Below are 15919 nucleotides of genomic sequence, written 5' to 3'. Positions count from 1 at the left end.
CTGCTCTCACCCCGTGTCCTGACCGCTCTGTCGGTTAGGTACGGGCGCATCCGTCGGAAAGCGAGTCACCGAGACGTGACCGAAAACGGACGTAGATGGAATCGCGCCCCTCTCCGGAGAACGGACAGTCCGACACCGCCGGACCTCTATCCGTCATTGTCGGAAACGCTTCCCGGAACGATTTCTTCGGACGACTGTCAGTTGTAGTCCTCCGCTCCGTGCGTGAGAGTCCGATGCCGAGTACGTTCTCTGCAGTATAGGGCTCGATCCGAGGCAGTTTACGCTTTACGCGGGTCGCCAAAGCTCCTTTCGACACATCCGTGCTCGGTATCGTCGGCAACGGTGCGACGTACGGGATTTCGTCCATCTCTCGGATTCGAACCGGTTTGCGAGGAGAATTCTGGTGAGATGCGCACGTTCGATATTATCGGATAGTTTTCGATAGCCCTCTTTTAACGGAGCAGATATCTGTCGGTGACTGCGGCGTTCTCTCCCTCCTCGACCGAACGTACGAAAACCGAGGAGAGACGATTCGCCATATCCTTCCGGTATAGTCGGAAGGAGAGTCGTCCGTCGGACTCCCTTCCGGGTATGTAACTGTCTACTCGGTCTCCGCGCCGTCTCCGACCGCCCGGATTACGGGATCGACTCCGCGAGCAACTCGACCGGATGACGCGGTCGTCGCTCCAACAGAGCGTCTATCTGCTCCAGACAGGAGGTACCGCTGGCGACGACCCGTCGGTCGGCGGCGTCGCCGGTTTGCAGTTGGCCTCTGAGTCGGTCGCCGACGTCTATGCTGAGCTCGTAGTAGTCGGATTTGTAGCCGAAACTCCCCGCCATCCCGCAGCACTCCACGTCCGAGGTGACTACGTCGTAGCCGCACTCGTTCAAGACGGCGACGGTGTACGTCTCCAGCCCGAGGGTCCGCTGTTGACAGTGGCTGTGGTAGGCGACACCCGCGCCGTCGCCCGCGGCGAGTGCGTCGGCGTCGGCACCGTTCTGCAGGAGGCCGTACACGTACTCCAGTACCTCGTAGCTGTTCTCCGAGAGCATCTCGAAGGTGTCGTCGGCGACGAGTCGTTCGTACTCCCGCGTGAACATGGCGTGGTCGCTCGGCTCGACGACGACCACGTCGTAGCCGTCCTTGACGTACGGCGCGAGCGTCTCGGTGACGCGTTCCGCGTGGTCGGCCGCGGTAGCGACCATCCCCTGCGAGTAGGGGGCGCGGCCGCTGGAGGCCACTGGCGGGACGGCCACCTCCACGCCGAGTGCTTCGAGGGCGCGGACGGCGGCTTTGCCGCGTTCGACCTGCACGTGGTTCGTGTACAGGTCCGGGTAGATGACGGCGCGTCGCTCCGGATTCGTCACGCGGGAGTCGCGTTCTGTCCGCACCCTCATCGCTCGCTCTGCCGAGGCGGCGCGGCCGCCTCGCTTCTCGAACCACTTGACCAGCGTCTCCCGTTCGAACGTCGGGAGGTCGCGCCGGGGGTCGATACCGAGTCCCTTCTCCATCGCCCACCGGGATGCGTCGGTGTCGGCGAGCCAGTTCGAGAGCGGTGCCGTCGCGCTGCCGACCTTCGCCACCGTCTCGAAGTTGCCGAAGAACCGTTTTTGCATATCGACACCACCGGGTTCCTCGTCCGGCGTCAACCCCTCGACCAACCAGTCGAACTCCTGTTCGTCCCCGCGGTTGATCCGGTCGCGGACGACCGTGTTTATCCACGGGATGTCTATCTTCACCGGGCAGGCGTTGACACACCGCGTACAGCCGGTACAGAGGTCGTTGAACTCCGCGGCGGTGTCGAGTCCCTCGATGCCGGCTTCCCACCCTGTGGCGATGCCGCCGGAGTACGTCTCGCCGCCGAAGGCGTGGCCGCCGACGCTCTGGAAGTTCGCACACGAGTTCGAACAGGCCGAACACCGGATACAGTACAGCGTCTCCTTCAACTGTTCGTCTTCGCGCATCTCCGTGCGCCCGTTGTCCACGAGGACGAGGTGGAAGTCGCGGTCGGCGTCGAACTCTGACAGCGGTGTGGTGTCGTCCTCGAAGTCGACGACCGGGGTATCCACCGGCGGCGTCAGAAGCGAGACGTACGAGGTGATGTCCTGTCCGGTCCCCGAGCGACCGATGAGTTCGACGAACGGATGGAGGTCTTCGACGGACGGAATCACCTTCTCGACGCCCGCGACGGTTATCTGCGTGTCCGTCGCGGCGACGGTCTTGCGCGCGTTACCCTCGCTGGTCACGAGCGCCATCGTTCCGGTGTCTGCCGCGAGGAAGTTCGCACCGGTGATGCCCACCTCGGCGTCCAGTATCTGCTCGCCGAGTTTCTCGCGCGCGAAGTACGTGAGGTCTGCCGCGGTCTCCAGCGGTTCTTCGGGGTCGAACGCCTCGTTGAACAGGTCGGCGATGGCCTCTCGGGACTTGTGAATGGCGGGCGCGACGATGTGGGAAGGGGCCTCGTCGGCGACCTGAAGCACCCACTCGCCGAGGTCGGTCTCCACCACGTCCACGCCGTCGGCTTCGAGCGCGTCGTTGACCTCTATCTCTTCGGTGGTCATCGACTTCGACTTCACGACGCGGTCGGCGTCCCGGTCGGAGACGACGGAGCGGATGTACTCGTTCGCGTCCGCGGCGTCGTCGGCGACGTACACCGTCCCGCCGTTCGCCTCGACGCTCTCGCGCAACTGATCGACGAGTCGGGGGAGGCGTTCGATGGCGTCCTCCTTGACGGCGCGGGCCTCGTCCTTCAGCGCTTCGTAGTCTTCGAGGTCGGCGACCGACCGGTACCGGCCCTCGTTGAACGCCCGCGTGTTCTCTGCCACCGCCGCGCCTTCGGTCCGCATGAGTCTGCGGATGTCGTCGGCCTTGGACATCGTCACTCGCCCTCCGTGAGAACGACGACGTGGACTTCCCGCGGCCCGTGCGCGCCCTTCACCAACGCGCCCATGTCTGCCGTCGCGCTCGGTCCGGTCGCGATAACGGCGCTTCCCTTCGTCCGACGGAACTCTGAACCGAGCGACCGAACCGCGGACTCCATGTCTCTCTCGACGTCGTTCTCCCTGACGACGGCCACGTGACGGTCCACGAACAGACTCACCAGTTCGCTCGCGCGGTCGGTGACCGAGAGGACGAGCGACCCGTAGTCGGCGATTCCGAGTGACGCGCCGGTCACGCCGGTCGTCGCCGCCCGGAGCGTCGCGGGCGTCGGGTCGACTTCGACGGACGTTCCGGACAGCGCGAGTTCGGGGTCGCCGAACGTCTCGTCGAGGGCGACGCCGACGGCGGGCGATTCGACGACTTCGTCGATGCGGCTCTGGAACTCCGCTTCGGTGACGCGAGTTACGGACACGTCCAACTCGTCCAGTACGGACTCGAACCGCGAGAGTGTGGATGACGACATCGGTGTGCGAACGCAAGCGCCACACCCCTATTTAGTTTCGGTTGGGGGCACTGTCCGGTGTTCTGGTCTCCGTCAGCGGCACGCTCGATTTCCCGTTCCTCGGACGCACCCCCGCGTACCCAAAATTATTAGCCTGCGTACCCGTATGGCTTTACTGAGTCGACCGATTCGACCATTCCCAGCAACTATGAAAGCAATCGTTCAGACGGGACCCCGCTCCGTAGAGACACAGGAGCGTCAAGCCCCCTCTCCAGACGCAGACGAAGTGCTCGTGAAAGTCCACACGGCCGGACTGTGCGGGAGCGACGCTCACGCGTACAAGTACGACGGTGGATACGAGTGGATTCCCATCCCCCGCATCATGGGCCACGAGTACTCCGGCGAAGTCGTCGAAGTCGGTTCCGACGCGGAAGGCTTCGAAGTCGGAGACAAAGTCGTCGAGGAACCGATTCACGACTGCGGCCACTGCTTCCAGTGTAAGAACGGACAGCCGAACGTCTGTCAGAACTTCTCTATCACCGGAATGCACCGGGACGGTGCCTACACCGAGTACGTCGCCGTCGCGCCCGAACACGTCCACGCCGTCCCCGAGAGCGTTCCGCTCAGACACGCGGCCATCACGGAACCGACGAGCATCGCGGCGCGTGCGGTCCTCACTCGGTCGAACACGACGCCGGGGGACAACGTTCTCGTCGAAGGCCCGGGCCCCATCGGCGTCCTCGTCGCCGCCGTTGCGGACTCGCTCGGCGCGAATATCGTCGTCTCCGGCCTCGAACAGGACACGAAGTACCGGCTCCCGCTCCTCGAAGATATGGGTATCGAGACGGTCAACGTCCGGTCCGACGCCGGCATCGACGACTACGTCGATTCGCTCACCGACGGCGTCGGGTTCGACGTAGTGTTCGACGCAACGGGGCACCACACCGGCGTCGGGACGGCGACAGAGTACACGCGGAAGGGAGGTCAGGTGGTCGTCGTGGGCATCCCCAACGACACCAGCGAGGTCAACCTCACTCCGGTCGTCCGCGGCGAAATCGAGGTGAACTCCTCGTACGGGTCGACGTGGACGAACTTCGAACAGGCGCTCAGGCTGATGGAACGCGGCGACATCGCCGTCGATAAGATTCTCGACACGTCGTACGGTATCGACGACCCCGCGTCGGCGTTCGAGGCGTTTCTCAGCTCCGAGACCTGTAAGCCGGTATTCCAGTTCGACCGCTGACCGACCGTCTCAGTCGGGCGTGTCGCCGGCCGCCTCGGTGGAGAGCGGATGCACTGCCCAACCCGCGTAGTCTCCGATGGAAAATTCTTTCGGTTACCGAGTGGTCGTGAAGATACGACACCGCCATGGAGATTACAGGTATTTCGGCGACGAAAGTGAGCACCGAGTCGTGGGGCGAGTTCGTCGAGCTCCCGCTCGTCACCGTGATGAGCAAGTTCGAGGAGTAGAACAACGCCGACGGCGACAACCCGCAAGCCCGCCGTAAGTGGATGGGCTCCGTCGGCGACGATGCGCTCTCTGAACTCCTTCGTCAGGTGCTCTAGTTTAAGCTCGCCCATGCGATAGGTAACCATCCCCCCTACAGGCATTAAGATTTTTCCATTAGGCCACCGCCCGTCGGACGAATCGACCGCTTTACATCGTTGTCCCACCGGAGAATCGGTGTTCCGGGCCTGAGTCCAAAGATTTACCTTATCATATACACAGTTCCACCTATGTCACCCACCTCCGCCGAGGAGAGGCTCCACCGACCGACAGGCCTCGAGGTCGGGTTCGAGGACGCCCCCGAGAACGTCGACCCCACCACGTCGCCGCGGTTCTCGTGGCGAGTCGCGACCGACGAACGGGGTGCCGGTCAGCGGACGTACCGACTCGTCGTCGGCCGGGACCGCGACGCCGTCGCCGCCGGTCGCGGAACGCTCTGGGACTCCGGCCGCGTCGAGTCGAGTCGCGCGAGCAACGTCGAGTACGACGGCCCGACCCTCGGTGCCGACGAGACCTACTACTGGTCGGTGAAGGTCTGGACCGGCGACCGCGAAACGGAGTGGGCCGAACCGGCGCGGTTCGCGACGGCGTTGGACCCGGAGAGCTGGCGGGGCGACTGGATCGCCTACCAACCCGGCGAGGGCGACACGAACGGCTGGCGCAGTCAGTGGCAGCGTCCGGACGAGGACGGCGAAGAGTGGGTCGAGGTGGACTTAGACGAGTCCCGCGATATCTCCGCTATCTCGCTCCACGGGGCGGAACCCGTCGATATCGTACGGACGCCGGACGACACCGCCGTCACCATCTCTTGGTCGGAGAACCCCATCGAGGGCTTCGGATTCCCCGACGCCTACCGCGTCGAGGTAGCCGACGACCCCGGCTTCGGCGACGCGACGGTCGTCGCCGATGTCGAGTTCGAAGACGACGACTCGGAGGAGGAACCGGAGGGCGTCCCCGACGAGGGCGTTCCCGTCGAAACCCACGACGGCCTCGACGTCAGCGGTCGGTACGTGCGGGTCACGGCGACCGACCTCTTCGAGGTCACCCCTTCGACGTGGGATACGTCTCACATCCGCAGCCGAGACCGACGCGTCGTGCAGACCGGCGCGTGGCAGTGCTTCGCGCTGGCCGCCCTCTCCGTGGAGGGTCCCGACAGGACCGAACTCGCGACCGACGGCTTCGTCGAGGCGTCCTCGTCGTACGAGACCGACACGTGGGGGCGTGACCACCTGGTGAACGGGCGCACGGAGTCGCAAGCGGGTTCTACGTCGCCGCTCCTCCGGACGGAGTTCGACCTCGATAAGCCCGTCCGATCGGCGCGAATGCACGTCGCCGCCGTCGGCTACGGCGAGTTGCACGTGAACGGGACTCGGATAAGCGACCGACGACTCGACCCGGCGTGGACGGACTACGAACAGCGGGTTCTCTACGCGACCCACGACCTCACCGACCGACTCGGCGAGGGTTCGAACGCCGTCGGCATCTGGCTCGGTCGCGGGTGGTTCGCGAAGAGCAGTTCGTACTGGGTCAACGACGGGTCTCCGCGCGCCCGTGCGGTACTCACCGTGGAGTTCGAAGACGGGACGACGCGGCGGATTACGACGCACGCCGACTGGAGCGCCACCGAGAGCCCGATTCTTGCGAACGACATCTACGACGGCGAGACGTACGACGCCCGACGGGAGGAGGACGGCTGGTGCACTCCCAAGTACGACGCCTCGTCGTGGGACGACGCGGCCGTCGTCGATGCTCCCGGCGGGACGCTTCGCCCCGAACGTATCGAACCGATGCGAGTCGTCGAAACCTTCGACGTCGAGGAGGTCCGCGACCACCGAGAGGGCCCGATACTCGATTTCGGACAGAACCTCACCGGGTGGGTCGAACTGGAACTCGACGACCCCGACGCGGGCGACGAAATCACGGTCCGCCACGCGGAGGCACTCACCGAGGAGGGCGACCTGTCTACGACCGACCTCCGCACGGCCGACGCGACGGACACGTACGTCGCCCGCGGCGAGGCGACGGAGACCTACGAACCGCGGTTCACCTACCACGGCTTCCGGTACGCGCAGGTGACGGGCTACCCCGGCGAGTTCGACCCGGAGAAGGTAACCGCGAAGGTCGTCCACACGGCGATGGACCGGCGGGGCGAGTTCGCCTGCTCGAACGAGGAACTCAACCAACTCCAGCACAACGCCGTCTGGGGACTCCGTAGCAACACGCACTCGATCCCGGAGGACTGCCCCCAACGCGACGAGCGATTCGGGTGGACCGGCGACGCCCACATCTCCACCCGGTCGCTGCTCTTCAACTTCGACGCCGTTCGCTTCGACGAGAAGTGGGCCCGCGACCACGACGACGTCGCCACGGAGATGGGCTACGTCCCCGACGTCATCCCCAACAAGGCCGTTGAGGACCCCGCCGACCCCACGTGGTCGATCACGCGCGTGGTGGTCCCCTGGTACCTCTACCTGCACGACGGCGACGAGGGGATCCTCCGCGAGCAGTACGAGGGGATGCGCGAGTACGTCGATTACTGGTACGAGAACACCGAGGACGGCATCCTCCCCGACGACTACGGGAAGTTCGGCGACTGGCTGGCCTTCGAGAACGCCGACGGGCGTCGCGGGCTGCCTCACGACCTGTACAACACCGCCTTCCTCTATCAGGTCGTGGACACCTTCGCCGAGGTCGCCGACGCGGTGGGCAACGAGGCGGACGCCGAGGACTACCGCGAACGCGCCGAGTACGTCGCCGATGCCTTCAACGACCGCTACTTCGACCCCGAATCGGGAACCTACGGTCCGGGGACCCAATCGTCGTACGCCGTCCCGTTGTTCCTCGGGATGGTGCCCGACGACCACGTCGCCCGGGTCGCCGAGAACCTCGCCGAGAAGGTCCGGTCCGACGGCGGGAAGCTCAAAACCGGCTTCCTCGGGACGCGACCGCTGATCCACACGCTGGCCGACCATGGCTACGCCGACGTGGCGTATCAGGTCGTCAGCCAACCCGAACAGCCCGGCTGGGTGTACATGGTCCGCAACGGCGCGACGACGATGTGGGAGCGCTGGAACTCCGACGAGAGCGTCGGCTCGGGTATGAACTCGCTGAACCACTCGCCGTTCGCGCACGTCTCCGAGTTCTTCTACGAGGTGCTCGCCGGAATTCGACTCGGCAACCGACCGGTCACCGACCACGTGACTATCGCGCCGTCGCTGGTCGCAGACCTCGATTGGGTGTCGGCCAGCGTCGAGACTCGAACCGGCGAACTGTTGGTCGAGTGGGAGCGCGATGGCGAGGGAGGGTACGAACTGTCCGCGACCGTCCCGTGGAACGGCCGAGCGACGGTCCGACTCCCCGACGCGGCCGAGAGGACGGTGACCGAGTCTGACGTTCGACTGTCCGAGGGCGCGCCCGACGGCATCCTCTCTGTCGAACGCGACGGCGACGATGTCCTCGTCGAAATCGGCGCGGGGGAGTACGGCTTCTCCGTCGAGTAACTCGGGACATCGCGGCGTTCGAAGCGATAGATTCGGGGGACGCGATGGAACGCGGCTTTCTCGCCGGCGCGTAGCCCACTCGCGTTCTCCCCCTGGGCACTGTCCTGCGGTTTCCGGTAATATCGAAGGACCTGTCCTACTCCGACGTTCCTCCCGTTATCGCTGCTTCTCAACCGCTCGCTCCCCTGCGACGGAGAACGTTCTCGTCCGGTTCAGTTCCCTCGTCTCACTTACCGTCGAAAGGGTCCGACGATGCCGGAAGACTTTTTGAATATAACGATTGTAAAGTAGGTATGAGCGACACGGCGCCGATTAAGGCAGTGAAAATCGCCTTCGAGATCATCGACCTCCTTCGGGAACTCGACGGTGCGGGCGTCTCGGAGGTGGCACAGCAGTTAGAGAAACCGACGAGCACCGTCCACGACCACCTCCGCACGCTCGAACGCGAAGGGTACCTCGTCAAGGAGGGCAGTACGTACCACGTGAGCGCTCGATTTCTCCAGTTGGGCGACCAAGCCCGTTCCAGAAAGAAGGTGTTCAAGATAGCCCGCCCCGAGATAGACGATCTCGCGCAGGCGACCGGCGAGCACGCGAACCTCATGATCGAAGAACACGGGCTCGGCGTCTTTCTGTACCGCTCTCGGGGGCAAGACGCCGTCCAGTTGGACACCCACGACGGGATGCGCGTCCCCCTCCAGACGACTGCGCTCGGAAAGACCATCATGGCCCATCGGCCGCACGAGGAGGTCGAAGCTATCTTGGACCGACACGGCCTCCCGCAGGTGACGTCCAGTACCATCTCGGACCGAGCGGAACTGTTCGATACGCTCGATCAAGTGCGGGAGCGCGGGTACGCGTACGACGACGAGGAGCGCGTCAAGGGGATGCGCTGCGTCGCAGCGCCGATACTGGACGAGAACGACTACGCCATCGCGGCCGTGAGCGTCTCCGGTCCGAAGAGTCGGATGCGAAAGGAGCGGTTCACGACGGAGGTTCCCGAACAGATTCTCCGGAGCGCCAACGTCATCGAGGTGAACCTCACGTACTCCTGATCCCGCCGAAGCACAACAATTAGGTACCGTCCCCCGTCACAGACAGTCGATGCAGTTCGTTCGATACACGACCGGTGGAGCTCCCCAGTGGGGAGTTCGCCGCGCCGACGAGGTGGTACCGCTGTCCGGTCTCCGCGAGGACGTCTCCTACCAGCAGTTGACCAGCCCCGGCTTCCTCCGAGTCGTCGAAGACGCGGTGGACGCCGCCGAGGACAGGGCGATTCCGGAAGCGGACGCAAAACTGCTCGCGCCCGTCCCTCGTCCGGGGAAGATAGTCTGCGTCGGGCTCAATTACCACGACCACGCCGAGGAACAGGACAAGGACGTCCCGGAGCGACCGCTCCTGTTCGGGAAAGCGGGCACGGCGGTCACCAACCCCGGTGACCCCATCGTCCACCCCGACGACGTCGAACAGGTGGACTACGAGGTGGAACTCGGCGTCGTCATCGGAAAGACGGCGAAGAAGGTGTCCGCCGACGAGGCACTCGACTACGTCGCCGGCTACACGGCGGTCAACGACGTCAGCGCGCGGGACGCGCAGTTCGAGGACGAGCAGTTCTTCCGCGGGAAGAGCTACGACACGTTCGCTCCGATGGGGCCGACGCTCGTTCCCGAACGCGACCTGAACCCGAACGAGTTGGACGTCGCCTGCCGCGTCAACGGCGAAACGAAGCAGGAGTCGTCCACCGAGGAGTTCATCTTCGGCGTCGAGGAACTCGTCGAGTACATCAGCGGGATCACCACCCTCCGACCGGGCGACGTCATCTCCACGGGGACGCCCGGCGGCGTCGGTATCTTCCGCGACCCGCCGGAACTCCTCGAACCCGGCGACACCGTCGACGTCGAAATCGAAGGCATCGGAACGCTGACGAACTCCGTCGTCGCAGAGCGGCGGTAGTCAGCGGTCCGGGGTCGGTCGGTTCATGTACCTATTTGTAGGAGAGGTCGGTACTCCTCGTGCATGGCGACGCAGACAGACGACCGTTTAGCGGGACAGCACATTGTCGTTACCGGCGGAGCGCGCGGAATCGGACGAGGCGTCGCCGTCAGATGCGCGCGGGCGGGTGCGAACGTCTCCCTCTTCGACACGCGACCGGACGTAGCCGCCGAGACCTCGGCGCAAATCCGTCGGGAGGGGCGCGACGCGGCGGTGTACGAAGTCGACGTGACGGACCGGTCGTCCGTCGAAACCGCCGTCGAAGCGGCGTCGAGCGAACTCGGACCGATATCGGGACTGGTGAACAACGCGGGCATCCAGCGAGCGGTTCCTCTCTTGGAAACGACGCAGGAGACGTGGGACGCGCATTTCGACGTGAACGCGAAGGGGACGTTTCTCGTCTCGAAGGCCGTCGCGCGGGCGATGATCGACGCGGACACCGCCGGGAGCATCGTGAACATCTCCTCGGTCGGGGCGGAGCGACCGTTCCGAGGCCAAGGCGCGTACGGGGCCTCGAAAGCCGCCGTCCTGGCGTTTACGACCGTCCTCGCCAAGGAGCTGAGCGACCACGGAATCACGGTCAACGCCATCAAACCCGGAACCGTCGAGACGCCGATGGTGGAGGAGTGGCTCGCGGAACACTCCGACCAGTCGGCGAAATCGCCCGAAGAGGTCCTCTCCGAGGCGCTCGACGACCACATCCTCGATCGAATCGGACAACCGGAAGAAGTCGGTCACGTGGCCGTCCTCCTTCTCTCCGAAGAGGGCGACTGGATCACGGGAGAATCTATCGCCGTCGACGGGGGCTACCTCAAAAGGTAACCGACCCTGCTCGACCGACGACCGCCCTAACCAATGAATCCGGCATTACCGGAAAGGATGTCTCCCCGGCTACGATATGCGTGGACGGGGCCGCCTCGAATAGCGACGTGCGTTACAGACTTATAGTTGTAACACTTCCGTCGTCAACGTGAGTTCGCGCGATTGGATCGACAGGGAAGAGCAGTGGGCGCGCGGTAACTGGATGGACACATTCTCGCTACTCGGACAGTATCTCCAGACCAAACTCGACCGTCCGATCGGTATCGAGACGAGAGTCAACGGAGAGGTGCGTCAGGACTCTGACACCCCCGACCTCTTTTTCGACGTTCCGGAGTTGATATCGACGGCTTCGGATTTCTTCACCCTCCACCCCGGTGACGTCATCGCAACCGGGACGCCTCCCGGTACGGCGAGCGAGACGGTCGAGTTCGAAAAGTGGGGGGAGGAGGTAAGCGACCTCGCACTCGACCCCGGCGACACGGGGGAGATAGGCTACCGGCATCTCCACCGGTTACCTTCACTCGAAGCAAGGGATGAAACACCATTTGGCACCACTGCAAGGGAACGTTGAATTGCATCGATAATACAATAGTGGGCGGCCGAGAATCCTCATGAAAACTCATAATACCCTGTATCCAGGGTCCTAGCAGAGTACATACCACAAATTACAAATATTCAAAGTAAGGGGTACCAGAGCAAAACCGTTCAAAGTGTTAAGTGCGACCGAGGGTAATCCAACCACTCAGACGGCACTTAGCGAACAGATGGATATTTCCCGACGAGACGAACAACGAGGAAGTAGTAATGACTGTACTGGACAATATTATGAACTCCCTCTTCGAGACGTACGAGGAACCGGTGCGAGACTCGCTTCAGACGGATTACTTCGAGTTGTATCGAACCTCGGAACTCGTTCCATTTTCGGTCACCGTCGCCGAGACATCCGATTCAACGTGGGCAGTTCTGCTTAGCCACTCCGAAGGAAGCATCTTCGGTGCTCTACGGAACTCCTCCCCGGAGGCTGTGGAGTGGGCATAAAACCGATTTCGGCGATATCTCGATAAGAGTGAACGGGTACACCTTCTGCAATAGCGCCGGCCGATCCACGAACGACTCAAACGTGCTCGTGAAAGACCGCTCTTCGGCACTAGAAGGTCTCTCCCGGCTACCGCCTCGGCTTTCGACGTAGACACAGCTTCGACTTAGTGTGAAGAATCTCGTTCCTCGAATACCACGGAGAAACCGTTTATCGAAGATGGGACACAGCCTCCGGTCTAGCCTCAGCCGCTCAAAACCGGGACGAACGCGAATGTGAGGTACGATAGCACCGTCGCGGCGGACGGGCCGACTATCCATAGTACCACGAACCGTATCACGGCCGACGGGTCGAACAGTTCGCCCGCATCTCGGCCCTCGTCGAGTGCTTCCCCCTCGATCGGACGTACTTCGTCGCTCGGTTCGCTCGTGGCAGCGTTAATAGATATCTCTCCGTCGGTGTCCCCCGTCGCGATATCGACTGCTGTCGCCGTTCGGGAGGCGCGCCCCCATCCAAGACCGACGATGGTCATCACCGTCGAGAGCGCCAGACTGATCGGATTCCCCAACCACGACGCGACGGCGGTGATGCTGGCAGCGATGAGCATCACGACAGTGGCCGCAAAGAGCGGAAGGTCAGTCAGCCCGTTCCCCACGGATTCCATCGTTCGGCGTGCGATGGTGAACGCACCCACTCCGATGGCCACTGTCCCGAGGAGTATCGCTCGATCCGAACCGATCACGCCACCGCCGACGAGGGGAGCGACCGCGTTCGCGACGTTGCTGGCGCCCGCGCTGAACGACATGTAACAGGCGATGGCGAACGCGATTCCCGTGCTCGCGAGTTCGCGACGCGAGGTACCCGGTCCGAGCCTCGGAGTCGGGAGGGATCCGTCAGTCTCCATCGTAAGCAGCGGCCCGTCCGACCGGCGAACCTCGAAGGAACGACTCAGACGCGGGTACAGATACCGACCGACGACACCGCCGCACCAAAACCCGACGACCGGCGCGAGCAGCCACCACGTGAGTATCTCGCTCATGATCGACCAGTTGAGCGAGTTCGTGGCGATTCCGAGGCCTGCGATCGCCCCGACCGCAGTCATCGACGTCGAGATAGGTACCCCGGAGAGATTTGCGACCAACATCCCGAGGCCGATGAACGATAACACGACGATGCTCGCCTCGATCGAAAACGCGGACTGTGGAACGATATCCTTCCCGAGCGTTGCCGTCACGTTCCGACCGAGCGTCCACCCTCCGACGAGGACGAAGACCACCATGAAAACCGCGGCAGTACTCTTCTCGACGATGTTCGCACCGATAGACGGCCCCCAGGCGACGCCGGTGGAAGAGCCGCCTATGTTGAACCCGACAAACGCCGCGGCCGTGATGCCGAGAACCAATAATGTCGAGATCATGCCAAAAACGTCTGTCGCAGTATTGAAAATAATTCGGGTGTACTACCGACGCAGACGCGTAGCGTCTCCTCCGGGAGTTTCGTTCGGAACGACGTGAGCGAATCTGCCGCTAGGTGTGTCGAGGTTCTCGGTCGGTTCCCAAAGCATATGCACTTACTCCAAGTCTTGGGACTAATGGTCGGGCTAGAACGAGGAACCGTAGAACTCGAACCGTACGACGAAGGATGGGCGAGACTCTACGAAGAAGAAAGAGAGCGGCTGAAACACGTCGCGGGTGATCGCTTCCTCGATTTCGAGCATATCGGTAGCACCGCGATCAAGGGAATGCCCGCGAAGCCGATAATCGACATCCTCGCCGTCGTCGAAGACCTAGATGAGTCGAGATATCTCACTCCCGTACTCGAAGAGTGCGGGTTCGAATATCGCCCCGAGGAAGTAGAAGGACGCCTGTTCTTCGCGAAGGGGCCGCGCACGAACCGTACGTACTACCTCTCGGTCACGGAACGAGGGAGCGACTTCTACGAAGAGAAAATCGCCTTCAGGGATTATCTCTCTCAACACCCGAAAGCCGCCGAACGGTACGCCTCACTGAAGACGAGACTAGCGGAGAAATACCCCGAGAATAGGGGCCAGTACACCCGTAAGAAAGGACAGTTCGTTCAAGACGTTCTCGACTTGGCGATAGACGATAGCGAGAGTTGAGCGATAACTCTATATCACCTTGAATACAAATGCCTGACATGATTCGTTTTCGGACCCTCCAGAACGAGTTGACGGACGATGCGTGGAGATACCCGCTCCTCGCAGGTCTCGTCTCGGCTTCGTACACCGGTTTTCACTACTGGCAATCGTCGTCGAACGTCCTCCACATGGAGGCCGTGTTCGTTGCGGGGTTACTCGGTGGTGTCCTCTATCACGGACGGGAGGCGGAGAGCCGTCGCGTCGGCCTCCGAACCGGAGTTGTGAGTGCGCTCCCGGTGCTGTGGAAGTCGCTCGACGCATTCACAGCCATCTTCAGTTTTACTCAACCGGCGTGGTTTAGCGTCGTTCAGGTCGTACTGGTGCTCGCTCTCACCGGGTTCGGGGTCGCACTCTCCGCTCTCTTAGGAATGGGTGGCGCGCTACTCGGAGAGTGGCTGGCTGGGAAGATCGACGGCTTTCGACCGTCGGCCGTCGGTAACTGACACGTCGTACTGACGAGGTACCGTCTGTAACGCTCACATCGGTTCTGATTCACTACCGCCAACGAATAGGCTTCGACCGCACTGGGGCCATCACCGAGTGACGAGTCGGTAGAAGGCCACCGAATAGACGAGGAGGAATGCGGAGACGACAGATCCGACGAGAGTCATCACGAGTCCGACGCCGACGAGTCCACCCGTCGAGAGGACGGGAAGCCCGAATTCCGCGGCGGCCTCGGGCGTGGTGAGTAGCGACAGGCCGCCGTAGCTGAGGCCGAGTACCACGCTGATGACGAACGCCAGTACCATGTAGCCGAAAGTTGCACCGAGGTTCGACCGCACGACGCTGTAACTCCGCTTCAGACCGTCTACCGCGGAGTATCCTTCGAGGACGATTGCCTGGGCGTAAAACTGGATGAAGAAGGCGAGCAGGAGGTAGATGATCACGAGGACGGCGGCAACGATACCGAGCGTGACGAGAGCGAGCGTTCCGAGGTGGAATGCTCCGGAGAGCAGTGCGCCGAAGCCGACGGCGACCAGGACGGCTCCGAGGACGAAGTTCACCACCACGACCAGCAGGTACGCGACGAGAATCTGGACGTAGTTCGCCTTCCCGTGGGCGAGGAACGCGCTCAGAGAGCTCCGTCCGTCGAGTGCCTCGTCAGCCATACCGACCATCCCTCCCTGGAAGAACGGGATGGCGAGGAGGAGGAGGAGTGAAGCGCCGAGCGAGACCACGGAGGCCAACAACGGGCTCGTCGATTGAAGCACTAACTGAGGGACCTGAAACAGGAACAGGACGAACGCGGGAACGAGGAGGGCGGGTGAGCGGACGAGCGCGCCCGGGGACCGACGGAAGGCTTGGAGGACTGCCATACGAAGAACGTCTCGGGTTCAATAATGAACCTTTCTAAACGGGATTATCGAACTAGGTTTTACTCCGCAGTGGACCTGAACCGATCGTTCGGTACGGGCTCTATGCGAGGTACTAGGTCTAACTCCACCGATTTTGGAGTTCCTCGCGAAGTTCCCCTCGGGAGAAATCTAGCCGACTCGGGGATTCAGGAGGTGTGCACGTTCTCTG

At 62.9% G+C, this 15919-nt stretch carries 13 protein-coding genes and 1 pseudogene; 10 read left to right on the top strand and 4 right to left on the bottom strand.

The window, feature by feature from the left end; genetic code table 11:
- Positions 1-636 precede the first annotated feature (636 nt).
- Together ACFQEV_RS08435 and ACFQEV_RS08430 are read right to left on the bottom strand one after the other, a co-directional pair.
- Complete coding sequence (locus ACFQEV_RS08435; RefSeq protein ID WP_379694800.1) at positions 637-2877, bottom strand: LUD domain-containing protein; 2241 nt, start codon at positions 2875-2877, stop codon at positions 637-639.
- Positions 2878-2879: 2 nt separating this feature from the next.
- Entirely contained in the window at positions 2880-3404 is a 525-nt protein-coding gene (locus ACFQEV_RS08430) for an LUD domain-containing protein (RefSeq protein WP_379694798.1), read from the bottom strand.
- Positions 3405-3591: 187 nt separating this feature from the next.
- Between ACFQEV_RS08430 and rhcE the strand changes: the two genes are divergently transcribed.
- From rhcE to ACFQEV_RS08390, 8 genes and pseudogenes are all read left to right on the top strand, one after another.
- The gene (rhcE, locus tag ACFQEV_RS08425; protein WP_379694795.1) at positions 3592-4626 is read left to right on the top strand and encodes a 2-keto-3-deoxy-L-rhamnonate dehydrogenase; all 1035 of its coding nucleotides are present in this window, start codon (positions 3592-3594) and stop codon (positions 4624-4626) included.
- A gap of 125 nt (positions 4627-4751) precedes the next feature.
- Positions 4752-4913, top strand: a pseudogene (locus ACFQEV_RS08420) (L-rhamnonate dehydratase); the annotation flags it as partial.
- A 207-nt stretch (positions 4914-5120) separates the two neighbouring features.
- Positions 5121-8390: an alpha-L-rhamnosidase gene (locus ACFQEV_RS08415; protein WP_379694793.1), complete on the top strand. Its 3270-nt coding sequence runs from the start codon at positions 5121-5123 to the stop codon at positions 8388-8390.
- Between the two features lie 293 nt (positions 8391-8683).
- Positions 8684-9442, top strand: a complete 759-nt coding sequence (locus ACFQEV_RS08410; RefSeq protein ID WP_379694791.1) for an IclR family transcriptional regulator — start codon at positions 8684-8686, stop codon at positions 9440-9442.
- A 49-nt stretch (positions 9443-9491) separates the two neighbouring features.
- Positions 9492-10340: a 2,4-diketo-3-deoxy-L-rhamnonate hydrolase gene (rhcF, locus tag ACFQEV_RS08405; RefSeq protein WP_379694789.1), complete on the top strand. Its 849-nt coding sequence runs from the start codon at positions 9492-9494 to the stop codon at positions 10338-10340.
- Between the two features lie 63 nt (positions 10341-10403).
- On the top strand, positions 10404-11201 hold the full coding sequence (gene rhcB, locus ACFQEV_RS08400) for an L-rhamnose 1-dehydrogenase (RefSeq protein ID WP_379694787.1): 798 nt from the start codon (positions 10404-10406) through the stop codon (positions 11199-11201).
- A 148-nt stretch (positions 11202-11349) separates the two neighbouring features.
- Positions 11350-11772, top strand: a complete 423-nt coding sequence (locus ACFQEV_RS08395; protein ID WP_379694785.1) for a fumarylacetoacetate hydrolase family protein — start codon at positions 11350-11352, stop codon at positions 11770-11772.
- A gap of 146 nt (positions 11773-11918) precedes the next feature.
- On the top strand, positions 11919-12239 hold the full coding sequence (locus ACFQEV_RS08390; RefSeq protein ID WP_465261206.1) for a transcriptional regulator FilR1 domain-containing protein: 321 nt from the start codon (positions 11919-11921) through the stop codon (positions 12237-12239).
- A 242-nt stretch (positions 12240-12481) separates the two neighbouring features.
- Here ACFQEV_RS08390 and ACFQEV_RS08385 read toward each other — a convergent pair whose 3' ends face one another.
- Positions 12482-13654, bottom strand: coding sequence for an inorganic phosphate transporter (locus ACFQEV_RS08385; protein WP_379694781.1), 1173 nt, complete (start codon positions 13652-13654; stop codon positions 12482-12484).
- Positions 13655-13828: 174 nt separating this feature from the next.
- Here ACFQEV_RS08385 and ACFQEV_RS08380 point away from each other — a divergent pair, with 174 nt between their 5' ends.
- Entirely contained in the window at positions 13829-14356 is a 528-nt protein-coding gene (locus tag ACFQEV_RS08380; protein ID WP_379694779.1) for a GrpB family protein, read from the top strand.
- Positions 14357-14385: 29 nt separating this feature from the next.
- A complete protein-coding gene (locus ACFQEV_RS08375; RefSeq protein ID WP_379694777.1) occupies positions 14386-14838 on the top strand; it encodes a DUF5518 domain-containing protein in 453 nt (150 codons plus the stop codon).
- A 90-nt stretch (positions 14839-14928) separates the two neighbouring features.
- On the opposite strand, the gene ACFQEV_RS08370 is transcribed toward ACFQEV_RS08375, so the two are convergent.
- The gene (locus ACFQEV_RS08370) at positions 14929-15711 is read right to left on the bottom strand and encodes a DUF7847 domain-containing protein (RefSeq protein WP_379694775.1); all 783 of its coding nucleotides are present in this window, start codon (positions 15709-15711) and stop codon (positions 14929-14931) included.
- Positions 15712-15919 lie beyond the last annotated feature (208 nt).

It is taken from the genome of Halopelagius fulvigenes, assembly GCF_042662625.1.
GTDB classification, from domain to species: Archaea; Halobacteriota; Halobacteria; order Halobacteriales; family Haloferacaceae; genus Halopelagius; species Halopelagius fulvigenes.
Note: the sequence above shows the minus strand (reverse complement) of the source record. Positions and strands in the feature narration are given on the sequence as shown.

Bases quoted from the DNA above. Each gene is read 5' to 3' on its own strand.
- ACFQEV_RS08435 (WP_379694800.1), bottom strand. From the start codon at position 2,877: ATGTCCAAGGCCGACGACATCCGCAGACTCATGCGGACCGAAGGCGCG.
- ACFQEV_RS08430 (WP_379694798.1), bottom strand. From the start codon at position 3,404: ATGTCGTCATCCACACTCTCGCGGTTCGAGTCCGTACTGGACGAGTTG.
- rhcE (WP_379694795.1), top strand. From the start codon at position 3,592: ATGAAAGCAATCGTTCAGACGGGACCCCGCTCCGTAGAGACACAGGAG.
- ACFQEV_RS08415 (WP_379694793.1), top strand. From the start codon at position 5,121: ATGTCACCCACCTCCGCCGAGGAGAGGCTCCACCGACCGACAGGCCTC.
- ACFQEV_RS08410 (WP_379694791.1), top strand. From the start codon at position 8,684: ATGAGCGACACGGCGCCGATTAAGGCAGTGAAAATCGCCTTCGAGATC.
- rhcF (WP_379694789.1), top strand. From the start codon at position 9,492: ATGCAGTTCGTTCGATACACGACCGGTGGAGCTCCCCAGTGGGGAGTT.
- rhcB (WP_379694787.1), top strand. From the start codon at position 10,404: ATGGCGACGCAGACAGACGACCGTTTAGCGGGACAGCACATTGTCGTT.
- ACFQEV_RS08385 (WP_379694781.1), bottom strand. From the start codon at position 13,654: ATGATCTCGACATTATTGGTTCTCGGCATCACGGCCGCGGCGTTTGTC.
- ACFQEV_RS08380 (WP_379694779.1), top strand. From the start codon at position 13,829: ATGGTCGGGCTAGAACGAGGAACCGTAGAACTCGAACCGTACGACGAA.
- ACFQEV_RS08375 (WP_379694777.1), top strand. From the start codon at position 14,386: ATGCCTGACATGATTCGTTTTCGGACCCTCCAGAACGAGTTGACGGAC.
- ACFQEV_RS08370 (WP_379694775.1), bottom strand. From the start codon at position 15,711: ATGGCAGTCCTCCAAGCCTTCCGTCGGTCCCCGGGCGCGCTCGTCCGC.